Source organism: Agrilactobacillus yilanensis (assembly GCF_003946725.1).
GTDB lineage: Bacteria > Bacillota > Bacilli > Lactobacillales > Lactobacillaceae > Agrilactobacillus > Agrilactobacillus yilanensis.
The window spans coordinates 15,429-33,511 of sequence record NZ_RHOY01000022.1; the positions used below are offsets into that span (position 1 = coordinate 15,429).

Sequence of the window (18,083 nt, forward strand, 5' to 3'; positions counted from 1 at the left end):
AAAAATCAACTCCTTAGCGCGATACTAGCCCGAACTTCATCCGTGGCTTGTACCATGTGCGCTAAAGCCTCAATTGCTTCTGGTTCATTTCTTGTCTTCAAACCACAATCTGGATTAATCCAAAATTGATGCACGTCGATTACTTGTAGCGCCCGATTTATATTTTGTTTAATTTCTTCAACACTTGGGACCCGAGGACTATGAATATCATAAACCCCTAACCCAATTTGCTTATCATAAGTGCCCGTTTCAAAAGCCTTAATACTTTCACCATGAGACCGGGATGTTTCAATAGAGATCACATCTGCATCCAAGGCACTAATCGTTGGTAAAATATCTTCGAAGTCAGAATAGCACATATGCGTATGAATCTGTGTACTATCTGCGACACCGGTTGTGGTGATCTTAAAAGCCTTCACTGCATTATCCAAATAAGCTTGCCGATATTGTGCTTTTAATGGTAAGCCTTCCCGTAAAGCAGGTTCATCTACTTGAATGATTTTAATCCCAGCTGCTTCTAATGCCTGGACCTCATGACGCAAAGCCAACCCAATTTGATTGGCAACTACATTTTTAGGCAGATCATCTCGAACAAAGCTCCAATTGATAATCGTCACTGCCGATGTCAGCATCCCTTTGACGGGTCGCTTCGTCAAACTTTGCGCATAAGCGGTATCTGTGACCGTAATTGGTTCATGCCAAATGACATCCCCGAAAATCAACGGTGGCCGCACCCCTCGGGAACCATAGCTTTGAACCCAGCCGTTTTCAGTGGCATAAAACCCACTTAATTTCTGACCAAAATATTCCACCATGTCCGTCCGCTCAAATTCCCCATGAACTAACACATCCAACTTCAAATCTTCTTGGATTTCAATCCAACGTTTCGTTTCACTTTCGATAAACTGTTGATACTGTGCGTCGGTTAACTCATGTTTTCGCCAAGCCGCCCGTTTTTGCCGTACAAGCTTAGATTGCGGGAAACTACCAATCGTTGTCGTTGGTAATAGTGGCAAGTTCAATACTTTTTGAGCGCGCACCCGATCAGCGTAAACACTGTTGCGCTCTGTCGGGCGACACATGACTGCGTCTACCGCAGCTTTAACTTCCGGATTGTTCCGGTGCTCCGATTGATTCAATGCCGCTAAAGCCTCATTTTGTGCGGTAATTGCCGACCGTACATCTTCGCCATTGGCATAAGCTGTTAAAACATTTAATTCTTCTAATTTTTCATCCGCAAATGCAATACCCGCTTTAATTACGGGATCCAAATGCGTTTCATTTCTTGTCGTAATTGGAACATGCAATAAGGAATTACTTGGCTGTAACCAAAGCCGATCTTCTGAAACAATTGTTAATAAATCATCAATTAACGCCGTCTTTTGGTTGAAGTCACTGCGCCAAACATTCCGGCCATCAATAATACCGGCAGCTAAAATTTTATCTTCGGGAAAACCTAATGTCTTAAGTTCTGGTAACAACGTGCCATGATCACGGACAAAGTCAAAACCTAAAGCATCCACATCAAAATTTAAAATATCTGCTAAAAAGTCTGGTCGTTCAAAATAAGTTTGTAATTCAACCTTCACTTCTGGTGCCGCTGCCCGAATCGCTGCTAATGCCTGGCGATAAAGCTTTAATTCTGTCGCATCTGTCAAAGTAACCAGACTTGGTTCATCTAATTGAATCCATTGACAACCCGCTGCTGCTAACTGCTTAACAACCGTTTGGTAAAGAGGTAATAATTGATTTAAATGGTCAATCAACGCCTCATAACTTAAATGCGCATCTTGTAATTTTGCCAACTTTAAGAACGTAACTGGGCCTAAAATAACCGGCTTGCCCTCAATCCCTAATTCCGCCTTAGCTTCTTGATAACGTGCCAACCAAGGATTGTCCAACAAACGGAATGTCACATAATCTAATTCTGGCACAATATAATGGTAGTTTGTATTAAACCATTTGGTCATTTCAGCCGCTACCTGCGCCTTTGTCCCGCGGGCAATTGCAAAGTATTCTGTTAATGTCAGCTTCTGATCAAATTGCCCAAAACGCGCTGGAATCGCATTAAAAGCCACCGCCGTATCTAAAACATGATCATAATTACTATAATCAGCTACGGGAATAATATCGACACCCGCCGCCTGTTGTTTTTTCAAAGCCGCCAAACGAATCGTCTTTGTCCGATCCTCAAAAGCAACCTCATCAATATCATGACGCCAAAACTTTTCTAACGTAAACTTCCATTCTCTTTTTTCACCTAAGCGGGGATACCCTAAATTACTAGCTAATACCATAATGTCCTCCTTAAAATCGTTTCGATTGATATAAATTACAAAAAAAATACCCTTAGCAAATATAAAATCTGCTAAGGGCGTCCTTTCAATCAACGTGTTACCACCTTATTTCGAAACTACCTCACGATAGTTTCCTCTACCGGTACGTCAAAAAAGCCGAGATACCGTAACGCGATAATGGGCGCACCCATCATGTCCTCACTTAACGTTCAAACATGCTTTGCTTCAAGACCATCTTCTAATCCCGTAAAATTGTCCTTTTCCATCAACCGGACTCTCTGTGAATTCACATTGAATTATACTCATCTTTTCATTGCAATTTAATATATGTTAAAACGAGTTTATAATGGAATAAAGAAAAAGTCAAGTAAAAATAAAGAGCGTGAGCCAATACGGGTGATTTCGTAATATAACCTAGACTTGGCAGGTAGTCGCTTGCGACTAGCAACAAGGCGTAGTTATATGTAGAAATCAGTATTGGCGAGCGCGAACTAGAGCGGGAAAACCGCGAGCACTAACCTAGAATTATGAAATAAGTGTACTTCGCTTATGAATAATTCGTAGTTAGGTGAGCGTTTTGCTCTAGTGAGCGCGTTTAATCAGAGCGCGACTAAAGACGGGTTGATTTTGAGCATAGCCTAGACTAACGCCGTGAGCGGGCTTTGCTTACAAGTTAGACGTAGCTAAGCGCAGAAATCAGTCTTTAGGAGCGCGTTTCAAAAAACAAGCATAAGATAGAACCGACATAAGCCCGGTCTTGGCTTGTGAGTAAGGCGTAGTTATATGTAGAAATCAGTATTGGCCCAAAAGTTTCGCGATAGCGTATAATAAACCTATAATTATGTACATAAGGATGGCGTTTTATGTCACAATTCAAAGCCTTGATACAGCGGCACCAACGACTTACCATAGCCCTCATCTTCTTAATTTTAGCGGGCTTATTTATTATACCTTTCACACTGAGCTTTACCCCAATGATCGCCGGCGACGATAGTAAATTTCACCTATCCAGAACTTACAGCCTCTATCTTGTTTTAAAATCCGGCCATCTGCTCCCCGGTTATGATTTCATGGCCTTTAACAACGTAGGCACCATGGTCAATGTCTTTTATCCTTATTTAACCACCTCACTGCCCATCGCGCTTTTACAATTCTTGACCCACCATTGGTTATTGTCTTACAAGCTATTCTTCTTTTGCACCACTTGGCTGACGCTTTATGTGAGTTACTATACCGTTCAAAAATTAACCAATCGGCATGAAACCGCGACTATTTTTGCGATACTCTACACCTTTTGCACTTACCGCATTGATGTGACCTATCCTCGATTTGACCTTGGCGAATATGCCGTATTTATTGTGCTGCCCTTGATTTTTATAGGTTTTGAACTGATGCTTCAAAAACAAGATTACTCTAAGTGGCCTTGGGTCGCGCTGGGGATGACTTTTGTCATGTATAGCCACCTACTGTCAGTCTTGTTGATTGCGCTTATTTTAGGCCTGCGCTTACTGATCGGCTTAGGCAAGGTTCATAAATTATTTTTTATTAACTTAGCAAAAGCCATCGGTGTTTTTAGTTTCTTAAGCCTCTATCAGTTAATTTCTATTTTGGAACAATTTCAATTTCAAGCTTTAAAGACCGTCAGTACTGATAAATTAACAAAAATCTTAAAAGATCCCGCCGACTTGTTGGTAAATAGTCTAAATAACAGCATTTATGTGTACACTATTGGCTTTTTTGGTGTCTTTGCCTTATTTTTGATCTTAACCCATCTCACAAAACTCACTTTTAATGATATTCACTATGGCGCCTTTGTCTTTTTAGGCTTGTTAACCTTCATTTTGACAAGCAAACTCTTCCCGTGGAAACATTTTAACGGCACCATCGTTAATATGATGCAATACCCTTATCGCTTCACCATGTTTGCCAGTTTCTTTTTCTTACTCGTTGGTTCGGTCATCATAACCCAACTGCTAGATGCCACTGCTGCACCGCGCATTTGGCCATTATTAGCCGGCTTTGTCATCTTTTTAATTGTCTTTGGCCGCAGTATTGATGACATTACCCATAAAGCAAACAAAGTAGCTGCCGCCCAGTATCCGGAGATCACTTATTTTCAAATGGCGGATTTTGAAAATGCCACAACAAATGATTACATCCCCGTTAAAGCCTTAGATCACTGGTCAGAGCTGCAGGTCCACACATTTTACATCGACAACCGACAGCCCGCTGACTTTAGTCTATCCGCAGATGAAGATCATTTTGTACTGACATTCAAAACAACTAAAGCCAAACAAATTGTGACGATGCCGATTTTAAATTACAAAGGTACTGTTGTTTTAAATCCAACAGACAACACCCGCTTTCCAGTGAAAAGTTCAAAATACGGTACGATTCAAGTCACCATGCCCCACGCCGGTGGTCACAAACTTGTCATCAGTTATCAACCCAGTCTATTACGCAAGCTAAGTGCCTTCATTTCAGCCGCCAGCGCTCTACTTTTTAGTATTTTAGCCTTTAGGCGCCGGTGGGAAAAATTCTAAGCAATTAAAATAAGGCCCGGTAACTTCTGATATAAAAACATCAGAGACTACCGAGCCTTATTATTTTTTAACTAAACGATTGAAGCGCCACCATCAACGGCCACATATTGACCAGTCACATAACTGGACGCATCCGATGAGAAGTATAAGATTGTCCCATTCAACTCGCCTTTACGACCAGGACGAGAAGCCGGTGTATTAAAGTTATACATCTTCATAAAGTCATCATTCTTAAATAAAGTGCCCTCTGTCATTTCACTTTCAAATAATCCAGGGCCAATTGAATTAACTGTAATATTATCTTGCATGTAAGAAGCAGCCATCCCCATAGTCAACCCACGAACAGCATCTTTAGAAGCATTATAGTTGTGTCGCCACAAAACAGGAACTTTATCAGCAATAATCGCATTTACAGAAGCAATATTGACAATCTTGCCATATTTTTGTTTCCGCATATAAGGCACCACATATTTGGACATGAAGAATGGCCCTTTAACGTTAATATCCATCCCTTTAATCCATTGCGCCTCAGTAATGTCTTCCACACCACCAGGAATGGCGATCCCCGCATTGTTCAGCAAAATATCAATTCTGCCAAAAGTATCAAAGACTTCTTGAACACCAGCTTTAACGGCCGCTTCATCGGTGACATCACAAGCGATAACCAACGCCTTGCGTCCCATCTTTTCAATATCAGCAGCAACTTGCTCTAATTTTTCTTTTCGCCGAGCAAAAAGTGCAACGTTTGCTCCATTTTGAGCATAAGCTCTTGCCGCATCAGCACCTAACCCTGAAGACGCCCCTGTAACAATTGCAACCTTGCCGTTCAAATTAAATAAACTGTTCATAATAAAAAGTCCCCTTCCCATTCTGTATCTATCTAGTATATACATTATAAGTAAACGATTTCAACGTCTTAACGTTAAATAACAATTATTAATTAATATTTTGATATAATAGTATTAATACAATACTTTAAAACACAAAAATAACGATAGACTCTTACATCTATCGTCAATTCTTTTCGAAACCTATTTTCATAATACGTTTATATTATTAGTGATGGTCCACGAAAGCTTCAGTCGTACTTTCTTTCAAATAGCGCATCAATTGTGGCGCTTTATTTCTAAAAGATAGTTGAAACGACCGCCCTGGTGCCGGCGCATAAATTGTTGTCATCAGATGATCGTCTGCGTCGTCCGTAATTGTCAACGCTTCATCTACATAGTGAACCGTGACAGCCTTATGATCTAATGCCGTCTCGCAAATTTCTTGCGTATAGTCGACAACCGCATCTTCGATTACTTGATTCAAACCAATTTCCACACCACTACGTTGTAGTACACGTAATTGTCTTGTAGCACCTTCAAAAGTTAATGGGATTTTTGCATCCATGCTTAACTTAGCCCCCTCAACAGCAATTATGTTAGTTATACCAAAATCATAACCATACTTATTGTAACCGCTTAACGTAAGAAAGTGAAGCACTTTTTAGAAATATCATTTTCTTTTTGGGTCCGTACCAATTTTGAAAATGGCTTTTTTTGAATTTACATTGACTTCTAGCCTTAACTCTTCTACATTTATAACTGTATTAAAAAAAACTTAAGGAGTGTTCCTATGGAAATCTTAGAAGGCCAACAAGGTCAAATCGTACACGAACACATTTATGATAAAGGCGGCCAACGTATCGGTCACCGCATTTTACCAAAAGGCATGAACAACGACAGCATCCAACTGCATCCCGCACCAGCCCACGGCGTAATTATTACCGTTCGCGGCCGCATCGAATTTGGCACTGAAGACGGCCCCGTTGAATTATACCCTGGTAAAGTCGCTGTCATGGAAAAAGGCGACCTACATTACATGAAAGCCATTGAAGACAGCGAAGTCTTCGTCGTCTTAGACCTAGATAAATAGAGCGTAAGAGTTTACGGGTGACAATGCACATAACCTAGACTTACGACATAAGCCCGGTCTTGGCTTATAAGTAAGGCGTAGTTAGGTGAGCGCTTTGCTCCAGTGAACGCGTTTAAGAATCAGAGCGTGACAAAAGACGGGTTGATTTCGAGCATAGCCTAGGCTAACGCCGTGAGCGGTCTTTGCTTACAAGTTAGACGTAGCTAAGCGCAGAAATCAGTCTTTTGAAACGCGTTTAAGACCCAGAGCGTGAATACTTAAAAAAGGCTAGACGCAGTTGTTACACAACTGCATCTAGCCTTTTTATTAACTAAATTTTTTCTTAAACCGTAGTGCCACATTCACTAGCGCCAATAATACCGGCACTTCTACCAACGGTCCGATTACCGCCGCAAAAGCTTCCCCCGAATTAATTCCAAAAATACCAACGGCCACTGCAATAGCTAATTCAAAGTTATTACTGGCTGCTGTAAACGATAACGATGCCGCCACTGGATAAGCTACTTTGCGACGGTGGGCAATCGCAAAAGAAGCAAAAAACATAATCAGGAAATATAAAAGTAAAGGTATTGCAATTCTAACCACATCTAACGGCAACTGCACTACTTTTTCGCCCTTCACAGAAAACATCATAATAATTGTAAAGATCAGTGCCCAAAACGTAATTCGACTAATTTTAGGGACATATTTTGTTTCAAACCATTGACGACCTTTAAAATGAATAATGGCATAACGGGAAGTAATTCCAGCTATAAACGGAATCCCTAAGTAAATAAATACTGTTTTTGCAATTTCCAGCATAGAAATATGCAACGTATACGTTTTTAATCCAAACCAACCTGGTAAGATTGTTACAAAGAAATAGGCAAATATGGAATAAAATAAAATTTGAAAAATTGCATTAAACGCGACTAAGCCTGCTGTATACTCACTATCACCGTGAGCCAGTTCACTCCAAACAATAACCATTGCAATACAGCGTGCCAAACCAATCATGATTAGCCCCACCATATAATCTGGATAATTATGTAAAAACACCACTGCCAGCAAGAACATAATTATTGGGCCCAACACCCAGTTTTGAAATAATGAAAAGACCAATGTCCGCCAATCTTTAAAAACACGCCCCATCTGCCCATAATCGACTTTAGTTAAAGGCGGATACATCATCAAAATTAACCCAATCGCAATGGGTAAAGAAGTGGTTCCAATAGATAATTGATCAATAACGGTTGGCACTGCCGGCCAAAAATAACCAACACCGACCCCTACAACCATTGCTAGAATAATCCATCCAGTCATATAGCGATCAAAAATGGATAGCTTTTTACTTAAGTGTTCCAAAATAAAACCCCCAAAATTAATAATTCAACATATAGATATGTATCTATGTACAACATACACCGATTTTTTGAATTTGACAATAGATAGATATATATCTATATTAGATTTAACGCGTTTCTCAAATAAGGAGCTGTTTTAAATGGACTATCATGCTTATAGCTTAATGCTCAAAGCAATGGCGGAACCTAACCGTCTAAAAATTATTGACCTATTATCTTGTGGCACATTATGCGCCTGTGATATTTTAGAACATTTTGAATTTTCTCAGCCGACTTTATCACACCATATGAAAGTCTTGCAAAATGCCGGTATTGTCAGTGCCAAAAAAGAAGGCAAATGGCAGCACTACACTTTAGAGCCAACTTTTATCACTGGCTTTCAAGAAATGACCACCGCCTTACTTAAAGCCGATGACCAATGTCTTTGTCATGAAGCAAAGTCTTGTGACTGCTCAAGCACCACCCTATAGGAGGATGTTTATGCCGCAAATTTATTTTTTATGTACCGGTAATGCCTGCCGCAGTCAAATGGCAGAAGGCTTTGCTAAAAAGCTATTAGGTGCTGATTGGCAAATTGCCAGCGCTGGCCTGGAAACCCACGGTCTAAATCCGAAGGCCGTTGCGGTCATGGCTGAAAAAGGCATCGACATCAGTCAACAATATTCAAAATTAATTGATCCTATGTATTTAGCCCATTGCGACCTCGTTGTCACCTTGTGTGGGGATGCTAAAGATCGCTGTCCACTGACCCCGCCTTCCGTTAAAAAAATCCATTGGCCGTTACCTGATCCCGGTGCTGCCACCGGAACAGCTGAAAATCAGTTAGCGGTTTTTCGGCAAGTTCGGGATCAAATTGAAAAAAATATAACAACACTGAACTAAATTAAAACGCTTTATAGAATTCAGCTTTGTAATATGCTATGCTTAAGGTTCGATAATATTCTGGAGGTATTAATTCATGAAAATCGTAGTCTTAGCTGGTGGGCGCAGTACAGAAAGAAACGTTTCTTTGTCCTCAGGTTCTAAAGTTGCCAATGCTTTAAGACGGAAAGGCCACAATGTTGCATTAGTTGACTTATTTTTAGGGGTCGAACTTCAATCTGAGGCCGCAATCGATGCTTTATTCACGGAACAACAAGTTGAAGTAAGTTACAAAATCAGTGACGCCGTTTTGACCGATGACGATATCAATGCGTTACGGACAGACGGTTCCACACAACTTTTTGGTCCGAATGTTTTACGCGTTTTACAAACTGCCGACATTGTCTATCTTGGACTGCACGGTGAAGATGGGGAAAACGGCAAAGTACAAGCTGTTTTAGATCTATTTAATATCCGTTATACTGGTAGTGCCCCATTAAATTCTGGGATGGTTATGAACAAAAAAGTCAGTAAAGAAATCATGATGTTCAACCAAATCCAAACAGCAGCTTTTGTAGTGGTAAAGGCTGGTCAGCCAATGCCAACCAAGTTGCCTTTTGATTACCCAGTTGTTGTAAAACCAAGTAATGGCGGTTCTAGTATCGGCACACATATTGCCCATACAGATAAAGAATTACATGACGCAATCACAGACGCTTTGCGCTTTGATGATGAAATTCTGATTGAAGAATTTATTAAAGGTCGGGAATTTTCTTTAGGTATCGTCAATGGTCAAACAATGCCCGCAATTGAAATCAAGCCTAACGAAGGCTGGTATGATTTTGAACACAAATTCCAAGACAATAAAACTAGTTTTGTCACACCACCAGATATTCCTGCCCAAGTTCATGAAAATATGAAAGCTATTGCTATGAAGACCTTTGATGCTTTAGGTATGATTAACTATGGCCGCGTGGACTTTTTATGGAATCAAAAAGATGGTTTATACGTTATTGAAGCCAATTCTTTACCTGGTATGACCCCACTTTCCTTATTACCACAAGAAGCTGCTGCTGTTGGTATCAGCTATGAAGAACTTTGTGATCGTATTGTTCAAGGTAAATGGGCTTACTACAATAAATAAGACCATTTAAAAAGACCGGTTCAAAAAATTAATTTTGAACTGGTCTTTATTTGGATATACTTTAGACTTAGCGCCTTGGGGGGCATTGTTATGCAAACAACAAAAATTTATGGCAGTCGTTTAAAATACGGTTTTTTACTTTTTATTGGCGAACCATTTTTAATGAGTGGCGGTTACGTCCTAGCCCAAAAAGGTGTGCTGGGCTTCATTGCCGCGATCCCTTGTTTTTTATTTTTTGGGCTAGGCGGTATCTTTATCCTCTATAAATTAATTTCACCCTGTATCTTGATTATTACGGATGATGGTTTTTATGACCGTTCCTCTTTAATGGCCCATCGTAAATTAATTCCCTGGTCTAATGTGGCCAAAATTGATTTATCAAATTTAGAAAATGATTTGATCATGCCGGTCATTTTAAGAGATAACAGCGGAATTAATGCCCGAATTTTAAAAATGAATCGCCCGTTTGGCGGTGATTTACTGGTGAATTTAGAAAATGTCAAAAGTATCTCAATTCCTGAATTACAAGCTCTGATTCAAAAATATCTCGATCGTTTTAGCTGATGCTACCACTGTTCATGATTCCAAGTGCGCCCATCAACTTCAGCCGCTGCAAGTTCAATGCGTTGCGTCTGGACTTGCAATAAATCAATTAAAGCTTGATAAAACGCCCGCTGTGCATAATCTGGTTCTTCAGCCATTAAGGCTTTTAACTCAGCTTCAATTCGATCCATCGCTGATTTCCCCTTTCATTAACGCAAGTGTTGCTTTTAAATCTGCTAACTGTTCCTGATTTGCTGTTATTGTAGCCAAAATGGCTGCTAACTGCGGCTGATCAGGTTTTTTTTGCTGCAATTGGACTAACCGCTGGACGAACCAGTCTGTCTGCGCCGTAAAATTGGTCGCCGTCATCGTTAAATATTGTTGATACTGGATTAAAAGCCGCTGTTTTTGAATTTCGGTCAAATAACTAAATTGGCTAATGATTAATGGCGTGCGGTAAGTCATCTGCAATTTATGGGCCAATGCCTGATAGGGCCGAAGAATTTCAGCTAATGTAAATTGTTCACTGCCGCCGGGATCAAACTGTTTTTCTGCCGTACCTGTCGCAACAACTAATCCTAACGTTTTACCGGTATAATTAGGTAGCCGTTCTTCATCTTTAGTTTGTAAAACCTGATCTAACCACGCTTTTAAAGCGGTTGGCGCACTATACCAATACAATGGAAATTGAAAAATAATTTGCGTATGGGCGGCTAATATAGCCCGTTCTTTGGCAACATCTATCTGATAGTCCGGATAAAGCTGGTCCAAAACGTGATAAGTCACATCCGGCATCAGCTGGCCGCTTGCTTTTAAAAAATTTTGGGTGGGTGAACCGTCAAAATCAGGATGCGCCACAATAACAAGAGTTTTCAATAAAATCAGCGCCTTTCTTCAGGAGGTAAGATGAGCCTTGTATGACTACGGCCATCTTGGTTGGAAATAACTTGAATTTGACAGGGAATCTCGGTTTTTAAAGCTGTCACATGGCTAATAATCCCAATAAGCCGATGCTGTCCTTCTAAATTACGCAAGGCCGCCATCACTGTTTGTAGCGCTTCTTGGTCCAAAGAGCCAAAACCTTCGTCAATAAATAAAGCATCAATCGTGATCCCGCCAGCTTGGTTTTGGATGACTTCGCCCAGTGCTAAGGCTAGACTTAACGCTGCAATAAAGCTTTCCCCACCGGATAATGTATGCACACTGCGGGTCTGCCCTACGTTATCATCATAAACATCAATTTCTAAACCGGTATTTTTTTGATGACTGCCCGGTGCCACGTGAATCTCCAAGTTATAACGGCCGGAACTCAATTGATGTAAATGGCCATTTGCAACTTGTAAAATTTCTAATAGGTAGGTCCGTAAAACATACCGCTCTAGGCTAAGTTTTAATTCACCGCCGCCGCGGATCACACCGACTAATTGTTGTAATTGATGTAAATCAGCGGCTTGCGTGCCCAAAGCTGTCAAATCAGTCTGAACACGATCGACAATCGCTTGATTTAAAACAAATTGTTCATTTTCATTTTTTTGACGGGCCGTTAATTTAGTAAGGGCTTCTTGCGCTGCCAAAATCTGCTGTTGCAGCGCTTGTAAATCAAGCTGTGGTTTATCTGCAATAAAATCTTGATGCGCTTTGATTTGTCCTTGTAAGGTGGTCTGTTCTTGGGCATAGGCGGTGATGGTTTCATTTTTAGCTTCTAAAGTTGGCACTTGGGCAAGCAGCGCTTCAAAAGCAGCCCAATCAGCGGTTTGGAAATAGGTCTTTAAGATGGCGGTCAATTTTTCTTGTGTTTCGATCAATTGCTGCTGCAGGGCTTGACCTTGTGTCTTTAAACTAACGGCGGTTGTTTGGGCTTGCGTTAGTGCCGTTTGGGCCTGACTTAAAGTGTCTGTTGCGGCTTTTTTCTGTTTTTCAAAGGTATCAATAACTTGGGCCAATTGCTGTAAGTGGGCATCTAACTGGGCTAGATCCTCAAAATCACTAGGCAGCTGCGCTTTATTATCTTCTGACTGCGTTGTAATTTTTTGTAACTGTTGCATTGTCGCATCATATTGGGTTTGCTGCGCTGTTAACTGGGTGGTTAAAGTTTGTAAATCGGCCGCTAATTGTGTTTGCGTCTGCTTTGCTTGCTGGCCTTGGATCAACTGCTGTGCTATAGCTTTTGTTTCGGCGGCTAAGGCTGTTTTGGCTTGGGTCAGTTTTGTACTTAAAGTGGCCAAATCCTCAGTAGCTGTCATAATTTCAGCAGAAATTAAAGCTTGATTTAATGTGGCAATGTCTTGCGTTTGGGCCGTTTTGCCTTGTGTCAGCTGCTGTTTAGCTTGCTGCAAGTTGGTTTTTAATTCTGTCAAAGCTGTACTTTGCGTTTGGAAATTTAAATCGGCCTGCTTCACCGCTGCCGCAGTGACCGGTGCTGCCATCGCCGTTACTGCCGGTTTGGGATGATCGGTACTGCCGCAAATCGGACAAGGTGTCCCCGGTTGTAACTGCTGCACAAGTTCTGCAATTTGATTCGTGAGCCGTTGCTCCGTTAAAGTTTCCTTTTCAATTTTAGCAGCGGCCACAGCAGCCTCTAAGGTTATTTGTTGTTGTTCTTGCTGCTGAATTTTTTGACTGGCTGCTTGTAATTCTATTTGTTGTTGCTGCAAAGTTTGGCTTGTTGTTTGCCAATCTTTGAGACTTTGCTGTCGCTGTTGTTGGACTTGTTGTTGTAATTCCAGTGCCGGTAGTTCATTAATTTGAGCTTGCAGCTGGGCTTGTTGGGCCGTTTTAGTAGTTAAAGCCTGTTGTAACTGGGTCAGCTGCTGTTGTTGGGCATCGCTGGTTGTTTGCAGCTGTTGTTGCTGCGCCTTGAGTGTGGCCACTTTTTGAAATTGCGGCCGTTGCTGGGTTTCTAAAGTCTGTTGCTGCTGTCGTTGCTGTTGGACTGCTTGTTGGGCGTCATAAACCGCCGCGGCTGTTTGGGCCTGTGTTAATGCCGCTGTCGCCGTCTGAATTTGGGTCTGTTGGTCAATTTGTGCTTGCTGATTGGCAGCGACTTGTTGCTGCAGTGCTTGATAATGCGCATAATCTGCCGCATGTTTATCCGCCCAGTGCAGCTGAGTTACTTGCGCTTTTAAAGTTTCAATGGCCGGCGCTTGCTGCATTAAGGCGGTTTGCTGAACCTTTAAATCAGCTAATTCTTGGATTTGCTGATTTCTAATCTGGCCTTCTTTTAATTGTGTTGTTTGCACTTGGATACTTTGTTGCTGCTGCGCAATTTCTTGCGCCAAGGCATTCAGCTGAATTTGCGCCTGTTGCTGTTGCAGCGTCAAAGCGTCCAGCTGTTCTTGAGGCGTTTGGTTGGCTAAATTTTCAGGTGCTGACTGCCATTGAATCTGCTTTAAATTCGCTTCAATATTGTTCTGCCGGGCTTCATTTTTATGATTCATCGCCTTAAGCTGGTCATTTAATAAGCTGCTCCAATTTTGATACAACTGGGTTTTAAACACTTTTCGCAATAAGACTTCTTTATCTGGACTCGGTGCGGTTAAAAATTTACGAAACTCACCTTGTGGCAGCAAAATAATCTGCACAAATTGGGCCCGGGTAATTTGTAAGATTGCCAAAATTCTAGGGCCAATGTCGTTTATTTTTGTGATCTCTTCAATTTTTTTGTCAGCTTGATAGATCTCTAAACGACCTCTTGCGGCCACTTCCCTTGTCCCGGAACCGCGTTTTTTTTGAACGATTTGCTTTGGCCAGCGACTAATTTTATAAGTTTTTCCTTGATGTTCAAAGACTAACGTCACTTGTGTTTCTTCAGTCCCCGTGGCAAAATTTGCCCGCAAGCTTTCGGCGGATCGATCTTCAGTGGCACTATCGCCGTATAGCGCATAAGTCAGCCCATCAAAAATAGTGGTTTTCCCGCTGCCGGTTTCACCAGAGATTAGAAACAGTGTTGTTTGCGCGAGCTTTTCAAAATCAATTACTTCTGAAGCATATGGTCCAAAATTGGTTAAAGTCAGTTTTAAAGGTCGCATTATTCCACCGCCTTATTTGCTTCAGCCAGCGCCTTTTTGGCCCACTGCAGCTGTTTTTCCGTTAAATCTTCCTTGGCAATTTCCTCATAAAAATCGCTCAATAACGTTAAAGGTGCTTTATGTTCAAGTGTTTTTTGCTGTAATGTCTCTGGTAAGGTGTAGCCGTTAGCCCGGTCTAAACTCAAAATGTTTTTATAAACGGTTTTTAAACGGGCCATCACGTCTGGAATTGGCTTCACATCCGTTAAGGTTAAGCCAAAATAATCCGTTAACGGTAAGGCTTCATAAAAAGCCGGCGTCATTAATTCATCAAAGCTGGCCGTGAGCTTATGCACATCATGTAACGGCTTTAATGGGATAAAAGTCAACTGAAACGGTTCAGTATCCACAATAAAAACCCCTTTTTGCTGCTGGGCTTCAGATAATGAAAATTTGACTGGCGACCCGCTATACCGCATTTTCGGTTCGTGTAATGCATCTTTACCATGGAGATGGCCTAAAGCCACATAATCAAAATCTCGTAAAGTAGCTGCTGGTACCGCCGCTAAGCCCCCCACCGTCAATTGTGTTTCTGAATCGGTCGTAGCACTACCTGAAACAAAAAAATGGGCGATTAAAATGTGTTTTTTAGTTGGATCGAATTTCGTTTTCATTTTAGCCACCACTGCCGCCACACATTGATCTAGCTGGACTAAGCCCGCATCATCAAAATACTGCTGCGCCGCAAACGGTTCAAAATAAGGTAATGAAAAAATTTGCGTATCCGCCAATTCAATCGGTTTAAATGCCGCTTCTAGTTGCGTCACCATATAAAATTGAGTCGCCGGATACCAAGGTGCGCCAGTGGCTAATCGAGTGGCACTGTCATGGTTGCCGGAAATCGCATAGATTGGCAAATGATCGGTTAAATTCAGTTTTTGAATCATTTCATTCAACGTCGTCACTGCTGTTTCTGCAGGTAAACTGCGATCGTATAAGTCTCCCGCCAACAAAATACCATCTACGTGCTGATCCAAAGCAATCTGCTCAATTTGGGCAAACGCTGTTTTTTGTGCCTCGGTTAGATCATAACCGTATAAGCGCCGGCCAATGTGCCAATCTGCTGTATGTAAAAAACGCATTTTTCTGCCTCCATTTAGGTCGTGTGTTATCCCGATTATAGCATAATTTTTAGAACGTACGTTTGATTTATTTGTAAAAAATAGCCGATGTTTCAAGTACACATCAGCTAATACTTAATTCATAAGTTTTCTTCTTTGTCTTTTGATTTCTCTTTTTTCTGATAAGGATGCTGATAAGTCGGCCGTTCACCAGTAATTTGTAGTGCAATTAACGTTGCCACCAATAGGAAAATCGCAACCGATAAAATTAACGTCTCCATGGCATTATCATGAACAACCATCTCTTGACGCAAAATTGCGGTAATCGCAATATAAATCAAATAACGAATTGGAATATGCCGATCTTCATCCACATATTTTTTGATCATCATTGTAAACTCAAAATACATAAAAAAGGATAAGCTGCCATGAATAATTGTCTCAAAAGAATTTTTATCAAAGTGCGCAAAAGTAGACTGTCCTAAAACATAAAGCTGTTTAAACATGGCGATAATCATTAAGCCTGCTAAAATCATTAAAATGATATCTAAAATGGCATTTGTAATGATTCGAATAACTTTCTCAAAAGCATCCATGATTCAGTTCACCCCATTGGTTATAAGTCTGCGACTTTAGCTTGTGTTACTACAAAGTCGTGCTTTAAATCAATTAATTTTTGATAATCACTTTGTCCACTGTCATAAACGAACTGTAAAGTCTTTGCCTTTTGTCGAAATTGTGCTAATGCTGGATCTTTAGGGTCGTTACTCAAATGCTGCTGAGCGGCTAACTGCTGCCGATTCGCATCAATTAATTGCTGCAAATGCTGCTGCAGCTTTTCAAACTGCACTAACTGCTGATTAAGTGCTGTAACTTGCTGGTTCAACGCCATAAATTGTTGGTAAGGCATATCCCCCTTTAAACGATTGCACTCTGAACACGCTAATGTTAAATTGTGCAAACGATTATCTTGACTGATAAAAACAGGGTCCTTATGATCCACACTTGTCCCGTATCGACCACAATATTGACAAGTATAATGATACTTTTCCCGAATCAGCTGTCGTGTCGTGTAATCCAAATGATTCTGGTGGAAAACACCGCCAAGTTCAAACCCCAGCTGCGTCAAATCACGCACAAAATCCCCTGTTGTTTCAAAATCACGCGCTCCATCTTCAATGGCCAGCACTTGTTTTGAAAAAGCAAGCAATGAAACGGCCTGTTTCAACGCTGCAGGGCTTGTCTGATAGCTTTGAATCAAACTGGTTAATAATTTTTTTTGATGCCTGGATAACGCTAAATTAGGCTGTTCTTGTATGGCTGTCTGCCCCGTATAAGGCCGCTTCAACGCCTGCGCCAAATAATATGCATCGCCATTATAAAAATCAGCCGCACGTAACGACCGCTGACGGCAAAAATGACACAAGCTTTGATAACCTTCAGCCACCTCAAAAAAAGTTGCCTGCAGCGTTAACCCGCAATAAGGACAACGTAAATGCATCTACCGAACCAACTCATCATAAACAAGCTCAATCTCGTGTTTACGGGTGGCAAAGTTAATCGCCGAAACCTCTTGCGTCAAAACTTTATCGTATTCATCTAAAACATCATCCGGCAAAGGTGTGAAACTATGCAAAATATCAATCACCTCATCGACATCGTGAACCTCATCTAAATTCACAAACATCTGAATTTTACTTAAAACATCCCGCAATAAATCCGTTAACACACTATTAGGCTTACCTGCGGCATCTGTCATTAGGATCTGTTGGACATAAACATCGCCATGATTCACTTTTACCACTTTCAAAACATCAAACACCCGCATAACCCTCATCCTTTCATCAATCAATTAACTAATTATAGCGCATTTTAGACAAGAGCGTGAAGGGGCACGATTTTGACTTCGAGTACTAACCTAGAATTATGAAATAAGCGTATTTCGCTTATGAATAATTCGTAGTTAGGTGAGAAGTCAGTGCCCCTGAACGCGTTTAGAGCGTGAACCAACACGGGTTGATTTCGTAATATAACCTAGACTTGGCAGATAGTCGCCTGCGACTAGCAACAAGGCGTAGTTATATGTAGAAATCAGTGTTGGTGAACGCGTTTATAAAGAGCGTGAAGCCTCATGGTTTGGCTTCGCGTGTAACCTAGAATCTTGCCGGGTGTCGTTAGACACACAAGAGATTCGTAGTTATACAAGAAGACAATGAGGCTGAACGCGTTTAAGATCAGAGCGCGAATTGGAGCGGGAAAGCCTCGAGCGTAACCTAGACTTACTTATAAGCCCGGTCTTGGCTT

17 protein-coding genes and 1 other annotated feature are annotated in these 18,083 nt (G+C 41.1%); of the genes, 6 read left to right on the top strand and 11 right to left on the bottom strand.

Annotated features, from left to right (window positions below; translation table 11 throughout):
* Window positions 1-5: 5 nt before the first annotated feature.
* Window positions 6-2,297 (bottom strand): 5-methyltetrahydropteroyltriglutamate--homocysteine S-methyltransferase, encoded by a 2,292-nt coding sequence (gene metE / locus EKM93_RS12105; RefSeq protein WP_164507088.1) that lies wholly within the window; start codon window positions 2,295-2,297, stop codon window positions 6-8.
* A gap of 70 nt (window positions 2,298-2,367) precedes the next feature.
* Window positions 2,368-2,620 (bottom strand) — a binding site (T-box leader).
* Window positions 2,621-3,160: 540 nt separating this feature from the next.
* Between metE and EKM93_RS12110 the strand changes: the two genes are divergently transcribed.
* The gene (locus tag EKM93_RS12110; RefSeq protein WP_125715840.1) at window positions 3,161-4,840 is read left to right on the top strand and encodes a hypothetical protein; all 1,680 of its coding nucleotides are present in this window, start codon (window positions 3,161-3,163) and stop codon (window positions 4,838-4,840) included.
* Window positions 4,841-4,911: 71 nt separating this feature from the next.
* Here EKM93_RS12110 and EKM93_RS12115 read toward each other — a convergent pair whose 3' ends face one another.
* Both EKM93_RS12115 and EKM93_RS12120 read right to left on the bottom strand, forming a co-directional pair.
* Window positions 4,912-5,688, bottom strand: coding sequence for an SDR family NAD(P)-dependent oxidoreductase (locus EKM93_RS12115; RefSeq protein ID WP_125715841.1), 777 nt, complete (start codon window positions 5,686-5,688; stop codon window positions 4,912-4,914).
* Window positions 5,689-5,896: 208 nt separating this feature from the next.
* A complete protein-coding gene (locus EKM93_RS12120; protein ID WP_125715842.1) occupies window positions 5,897-6,235 on the bottom strand; it encodes a hypothetical protein in 339 nt (112 codons plus the stop codon).
* Between the two features lie 225 nt (window positions 6,236-6,460).
* Between EKM93_RS12120 and EKM93_RS12125 the strand changes: the two genes are divergently transcribed.
* Window positions 6,461-6,760 (top strand): cupin domain-containing protein, encoded by a 300-nt coding sequence (locus EKM93_RS12125; protein WP_125715843.1) that lies wholly within the window; start codon window positions 6,461-6,463, stop codon window positions 6,758-6,760.
* A gap of 306 nt (window positions 6,761-7,066) precedes the next feature.
* Here EKM93_RS12125 and arsB read toward each other — a convergent pair whose 3' ends face one another.
* On the bottom strand, window positions 7,067-8,104 hold the full coding sequence (gene arsB / locus EKM93_RS12130; protein WP_125715844.1) for an ACR3 family arsenite efflux transporter: 1,038 nt from the start codon (window positions 8,102-8,104) through the stop codon (window positions 7,067-7,069).
* Window positions 8,105-8,243: 139 nt separating this feature from the next.
* Here arsB and EKM93_RS12135 point away from each other — a divergent pair, with 139 nt between their 5' ends.
* The 4 genes from EKM93_RS12135 (at window position 8,244) to EKM93_RS12150 (ending at window position 10,672) form a co-directional block, all read left to right on the top strand.
* On the top strand, window positions 8,244-8,573 hold the full coding sequence (locus EKM93_RS12135; RefSeq protein ID WP_125715845.1) for an ArsR/SmtB family transcription factor: 330 nt from the start codon (window positions 8,244-8,246) through the stop codon (window positions 8,571-8,573).
* A gap of 10 nt (window positions 8,574-8,583) precedes the next feature.
* Window positions 8,584-8,985 carry an arsenate reductase (thioredoxin) gene (gene arsC / locus EKM93_RS12140; RefSeq protein WP_125715846.1) on the top strand — a complete coding sequence of 134 codons (402 nt, stop codon included), beginning with the start codon at window positions 8,584-8,586 and terminating at the stop codon, window positions 8,983-8,985.
* A 76-nt stretch (window positions 8,986-9,061) separates the two neighbouring features.
* Complete coding sequence (locus EKM93_RS12145) at window positions 9,062-10,108, top strand: D-alanine--D-alanine ligase family protein (protein WP_125715847.1); 1,047 nt, start codon at window positions 9,062-9,064, stop codon at window positions 10,106-10,108.
* Window positions 10,109-10,198: 90 nt separating this feature from the next.
* Window positions 10,199-10,672, top strand: a complete 474-nt coding sequence (locus EKM93_RS12150; protein ID WP_125715848.1) for an STM3941 family protein — start codon at window positions 10,199-10,201, stop codon at window positions 10,670-10,672.
* Between the two features lie 2 nt (window positions 10,673-10,674).
* Here the strand turns inward: EKM93_RS12150 and EKM93_RS13530 are convergent, their stop codons facing one another.
* From EKM93_RS13530 to EKM93_RS12180, 7 genes are all read right to left on the bottom strand, one after another.
* Window positions 10,675-10,842 carry a hypothetical protein gene (locus tag EKM93_RS13530; RefSeq protein WP_164507089.1) on the bottom strand — a complete coding sequence of 56 codons (168 nt, stop codon included), beginning with the start codon at window positions 10,840-10,842 and terminating at the stop codon, window positions 10,675-10,677.
* On the bottom strand, window positions 10,829-11,527 hold the full coding sequence (locus EKM93_RS12155; protein ID WP_164507090.1) for an NAD(P)H-dependent oxidoreductase: 699 nt from the start codon (window positions 11,525-11,527) through the stop codon (window positions 10,829-10,831). The genes EKM93_RS13530 and EKM93_RS12155 overlap by 14 nt, the downstream gene beginning before the upstream one ends.
* Before the next feature lie 5 nt (window positions 11,528-11,532).
* Window positions 11,533-14,679: an SbcC/MukB-like Walker B domain-containing protein gene (locus tag EKM93_RS12160; protein WP_125715850.1), complete on the bottom strand. Its 3,147-nt coding sequence runs from the start codon at window positions 14,677-14,679 to the stop codon at window positions 11,533-11,535.
* Window positions 14,679-15,800 carry an exonuclease SbcCD subunit D gene (locus EKM93_RS12165; RefSeq protein ID WP_125715851.1) on the bottom strand — a complete coding sequence of 374 codons (1,122 nt, stop codon included), beginning with the start codon at window positions 15,798-15,800 and terminating at the stop codon, window positions 14,679-14,681. The genes EKM93_RS12160 and EKM93_RS12165 overlap by 1 nt, the downstream gene beginning before the upstream one ends.
* A 119-nt stretch (window positions 15,801-15,919) precedes the next feature.
* Complete coding sequence (locus EKM93_RS12170; protein WP_125715852.1) at window positions 15,920-16,375, bottom strand: phosphate-starvation-inducible protein PsiE; 456 nt, start codon at window positions 16,373-16,375, stop codon at window positions 15,920-15,922.
* A gap of 20 nt (window positions 16,376-16,395) precedes the next feature.
* The gene (locus tag EKM93_RS12175; RefSeq protein WP_125715853.1) at window positions 16,396-17,280 is read right to left on the bottom strand and encodes an HNH endonuclease; all 885 of its coding nucleotides are present in this window, start codon (window positions 17,278-17,280) and stop codon (window positions 16,396-16,398) included.
* The gene (locus EKM93_RS12180; protein WP_225423716.1) at window positions 17,281-17,607 is read right to left on the bottom strand and encodes a hypothetical protein; all 327 of its coding nucleotides are present in this window, start codon (window positions 17,605-17,607) and stop codon (window positions 17,281-17,283) included.
* Window positions 17,608-18,083 lie beyond the last annotated feature (476 nt).

Excerpts from the sequence above, each read along its gene's own strand:
- EKM93_RS12115 (WP_125715841.1), bottom strand. The coding sequence starts at position 5,688 with ATGAACAGTTTATTTAATTTGAACGGCAAGGTTGCAATTGTTACAGGG.
- arsC (WP_125715846.1), top strand. The coding sequence starts at position 8,584 with ATGCCGCAAATTTATTTTTTATGTACCGGTAATGCCTGCCGCAGTCAA.
- EKM93_RS12160 (WP_125715850.1), bottom strand. The coding sequence starts at position 14,679 with ATGCGACCTTTAAAACTGACTTTAACCAATTTTGGACCATATGCTTCA.
- EKM93_RS12135 (WP_125715845.1), top strand. The coding sequence starts at position 8,244 with ATGGACTATCATGCTTATAGCTTAATGCTCAAAGCAATGGCGGAACCT.
- EKM93_RS13530 (WP_164507089.1), bottom strand. The coding sequence starts at position 10,842 with ATGGATCGAATTGAAGCTGAGTTAAAAGCCTTAATGGCTGAAGAACCA.
- EKM93_RS12170 (WP_125715852.1), bottom strand. The coding sequence starts at position 16,375 with ATGGATGCTTTTGAGAAAGTTATTCGAATCATTACAAATGCCATTTTA.
- EKM93_RS12110 (WP_125715840.1), top strand. The coding sequence starts at position 3,161 with ATGTCACAATTCAAAGCCTTGATACAGCGGCACCAACGACTTACCATA.
- EKM93_RS12120 (WP_125715842.1), bottom strand. The coding sequence starts at position 6,235 with ATGGATGCAAAAATCCCATTAACTTTTGAAGGTGCTACAAGACAATTA.
- EKM93_RS12145 (WP_125715847.1), top strand. The coding sequence starts at position 9,062 with ATGAAAATCGTAGTCTTAGCTGGTGGGCGCAGTACAGAAAGAAACGTT.
- EKM93_RS12175 (WP_125715853.1), bottom strand. The coding sequence starts at position 17,280 with ATGCATTTACGTTGTCCTTATTGCGGGTTAACGCTGCAGGCAACTTTT.
- EKM93_RS12150 (WP_125715848.1), top strand. The coding sequence starts at position 10,199 with ATGCAAACAACAAAAATTTATGGCAGTCGTTTAAAATACGGTTTTTTA.
- EKM93_RS12180 (WP_225423716.1), bottom strand. The coding sequence starts at position 17,607 with ATGCGGGTGTTTGATGTTTTGAAAGTGGTAAAAGTGAATCATGGCGAT.
- EKM93_RS12125 (WP_125715843.1), top strand. The coding sequence starts at position 6,461 with ATGGAAATCTTAGAAGGCCAACAAGGTCAAATCGTACACGAACACATT.
- metE (WP_164507088.1), bottom strand. The coding sequence starts at position 2,297 with ATGGTATTAGCTAGTAATTTAGGGTATCCCCGCTTAGGTGAAAAAAGA.
- EKM93_RS12165 (WP_125715851.1), bottom strand. The coding sequence starts at position 15,800 with ATGCGTTTTTTACATACAGCAGATTGGCACATTGGCCGGCGCTTATAC.